The organism is Pseudarthrobacter sp. LMD1-1-1.1 (genome assembly GCF_040676255.1).
GTDB lineage: Bacteria > Actinomycetota > Actinomycetes > Actinomycetales > Micrococcaceae > Arthrobacter.
Window position 1 is genome coordinate 1 of sequence record NZ_JBEGHP010000028.1, and the last position, 3,304, is coordinate 3,304.

The window sequence follows — 3,304 nt, forward strand, 5'->3', positions numbered from 1 at the left end:
TTGATGGCGAAGTACGTTATCCGTTTTCTTGCCATGCGCGGGCGTTAGGGACGCTGATTCTTCTTGAAGACGATGTAGTCAGACATTCGGGTGGCTGCGCGGGCTGCGTGCTGTGTGATGACCGCGGGGCTGTAGTCGAGTAGATCAATGAGTGTTCGGGCGTCGACTTCCTGGGTGAGGTCGCGAAGTGTGGCGTTTCGGGCCCGTTGTGCGTCGATTCCAAGGACTTTGAGCCGCTCGGAAAGGGTCGCCGGGTGAAGGTGCTGGCCCGCGCGGGTGCCGGGGAAAAGCCACGAGGTATTTGAGTTCGTCGTGTTCTGGTTCTCAGGTCCCTCACGCTGGCTCCAGAACATCTCGGTTATTGCTGCGGGGATAGTGGCCGGCGTGGTCCCAAGCTTGAGAAGCATGCCCTCGGGAGTGATGCTGATGTGTTCGTGGCGGAGCATGACGATCTTGTTCAGTGGATGTGCCCAGAGCAGCAAAATCAACCCAGCGACGCGGGTGGACCTTATGACGTGGCCGTGTTCCAGACAGTTGCGCACTAGTTCAATACGTTCGGCCTGAGTGATCATTGGCGTGGATTGAGCGGGACGGAACGGCGCGTCGAGGTGCCCTCGTCGTGTGCTGTCGCGGTTGAGCCACCGGACAAAATTACGGATGTGCTTGCGGGTGCTGGGCCCAGTACTGAGATATTCGTCGATGTGGGCTTGTCTTAGTTCCCCTGCTGCGATGCCGTGAGAGTCACGGAGCCAGATGAGGAGCTTGCCTGCTTCGGTGATGTCCTGTTTCGCTGCGTGGGTAACGGTCTCGAGATTCACGACCGTGTCTGTTGCTTTGTTCCGGATGCGTTTGAGGTGGTGCCATGCCGCGTAGCGTTCGATCACCTGGCTCGTGCCGTCGTCGGGGAGGTTGCTGATCCTTGTGGCCAGCCAATGTTCGAAGCGGGTGAGATTTTCATTGCCGCGCCCTGGCATCATGCGGTGGTGGACCAGCAGGGCGCGCAGATGTTCGGCGGCAGTGGACCGGGGAAGGGCATCGAAGGCCTCGTGAGTGAGCGGGAGTGTTCGGTCCCCGATTGCTTCGAGTAGTTCCCGGGCCTTGGTGCCGCGGCGCATGTAGGTGTAGATGCTCTCGGGCCTGACGGTTTCGGTGAGGAGGCTGATCAGCCGGCGCAGACGGAAATCATCACCGGGTTTGAGCACTGCCGTGAGGTCGTCTGTGAGGGTGCAGCGGATGCAGAGACCGCTCCGGAACCGTTCGGATTCGCGTTTGCATCGTGTGCAGGTCAAGGCGGTAGTGATGTCAGCGCAGTCGCGGCAGATGGGTTCTTGGTCTGGCGAGCGGCCGGGGAGCATGCGGGTCTCTCCGCAGTTGGGGCACTTCCCGCGGCTGTGGGTGGCCTCTGTGAAGCAGGCTCCGCAGACTGGGCCGTCGGGCCAGTGCACCCGGATCTTGGCGACTTGCTGGTGGCACCGGCCGCAGGTGTAGTCTCCGCTTGAGCGTGGTCGGCCGCGTTTTTTGGGGGTGGGCAGATCGGTGAGTGTTGGCGGGCGTGCGGAGCCGTTGCCGCCCGTGGCTGGACGCCCTCGGCTAGTCATCGTCCTCGACGATCCGGGCGCGGACGGGGCGGTAGTTGCGCATGTCCGGGACATCTCCAGTCGCTGTTTTGCGGTGGTGTCGGATGGTTTTGGTGTCGGTGGCCGTGTAGGTGATGAGGTCGTTCGGAGTTACGTCCAAGGCGTCGCAGAGTGCGACGAGGACTTTGAAGGAGATCCGTTCGGGTTCCTGGGTCACGATCCGCCAGATGGCGTTGGCGGTCAGGGTGATGCCGCGATCGTGCAGGAGGGCGGAGAGTTCCTTGGCCGTATGGACCCCGCGGCGTGCCATGATCTCGCGGACCCGCCAGGTGTAGTCGATCTCTCGTCTGCTCATCAGTGTTTCCTCTCGCGCAGTTCCAGGGCCGCGTTGATGATTCGTTCATGCACCCGCTCAAGTGCGAGACGTTGGTAGTCGGGGGAGGGCAGGGTGTAGATCGAGGTCGTGGCCGCGTGCTCGTGGCCGAGCTGCAGCTGAACGAAAGCCACATCGAAACCCTCACCGGTAACCAGGTGCGTGGCATACGAACGGCGGAAAGAGTGCAGGTCCAGTCCCGGCGGGAACCCCAGCTCGTCTACAAGGTCATGGAGCCGGCCGATCAGGTGTGATTCGCCAACAATTTTTCCCGCGCTGGTTGGGAAGAGGTCTGTGACGGGATGCCCATAGCGGGGGAGTCCGTTCCTGATCCAATCGGCAACCATTTCCGCGGACCACTCCCAAACCGTCAGGACGGAACGGACCTTCTTCGCGGAGCCGCGGTGCGGCTTGCCCCAACGCACCCGGAGTACGCCATGGTCTCCAAGAAACGGAGCCTTGCCGTTCCGCGAAAAGTCCGCCACCTGCAAGTGGCGCAGTTCGTCCGAGCGCAATCCCCATCCATAAGCTGTCTTGAACGCAATCGCATCACGCCAGGCAGCCAGTGCACCCTTGCGGCCGGAGTCCAGGATCCGCACGACCTCAAGGTCGGCCAGATCAAACAGCTCCTGCAGCTCGCGCTGGCTAAACGGCCGCTTGGCCGGACGGGCTTCCGTCGGCTGCGCATGCGTCACCCGGTTCAGCTCGGTTACCACCTGGGCAAAGACCTGGCCGAAGAGCTTCGCGCTTTGCTCACACCAGTCATAGTGCGGGCTGCAGGCATAGTCGCAAAACAACTTCACCGCACCCTGATAGGAGCGGACAGTGCCATGGGACAGATTTCGCACAGCACGCGCATGAGAGAAAAAATCGTCCGCGTCGCCCAACGTCCACTGCCATGGATACCGGCCGGAAAAGTCCACGAGGCTCAGCACGACATGCCGCCGGGTGCGGATGGTCGACGGCGAGAAATCCTTCGCGCGCTGCTGGCGCTCCCAGCCATCCAGGACAAGCGTCAGGAACGACTCCGGATCCGGCGCTTCGCCGCCGAACGGAACAAACAGAACATTCTCATCATCCTGCGCCATGGTCAGTCCTTGCCTCATCGCAGCCCTTTGCGATCTTCGCACGCAGATTGCGAGAACCGCAATCGCCACCGGCAAAAAGGCTGCTCACAGGCCACTTACTGCGTGTCAGCCGGGCGTTCCACGGAACTCACTCGCGCTGTTACCAGGCGTCCTAACTTCAAAATGAATCTGCAGGTCAGGTACCGATTAGGGGAGAGCGTCAATGCGTTCCCCGAAAGCTCACGATGTGCACGATTCGCACTTAGAGTCATTACTACTTGACATAA

3 protein-coding genes are annotated in these 3,304 nt (G+C 61.3%); all 3 read right to left on the reverse strand.

Going from position 1 to position 3,304, the window contains the following annotated elements; translation table 11 throughout:
* Positions 1-44 precede the first annotated feature (44 nt).
* The gene (locus tag MRBLMD1_RS21950; RefSeq protein WP_364403740.1) at positions 45-1,202 is read right to left on the reverse strand and encodes a hypothetical protein; all 1,158 of its coding nucleotides are present in this window, start codon (positions 1,200-1,202) and stop codon (positions 45-47) included.
* A gap of 388 nt (positions 1,203-1,590) precedes the next feature.
* Positions 1,591-1,932 (reverse strand): helix-turn-helix domain-containing protein, encoded by a 342-nt coding sequence (locus MRBLMD1_RS21955; protein WP_364403743.1) that lies wholly within the window; start codon positions 1,930-1,932, stop codon positions 1,591-1,593.
* Entirely contained in the window at positions 1,932-3,038 is a 1,107-nt protein-coding gene (locus tag MRBLMD1_RS21960) for a tyrosine-type recombinase/integrase (protein ID WP_364403746.1), read from the reverse strand. Before MRBLMD1_RS21960 ends, MRBLMD1_RS21955 begins: the two co-directional genes overlap by 1 nt.
* Positions 3,039-3,304: the final 266 nt, after the last annotated feature.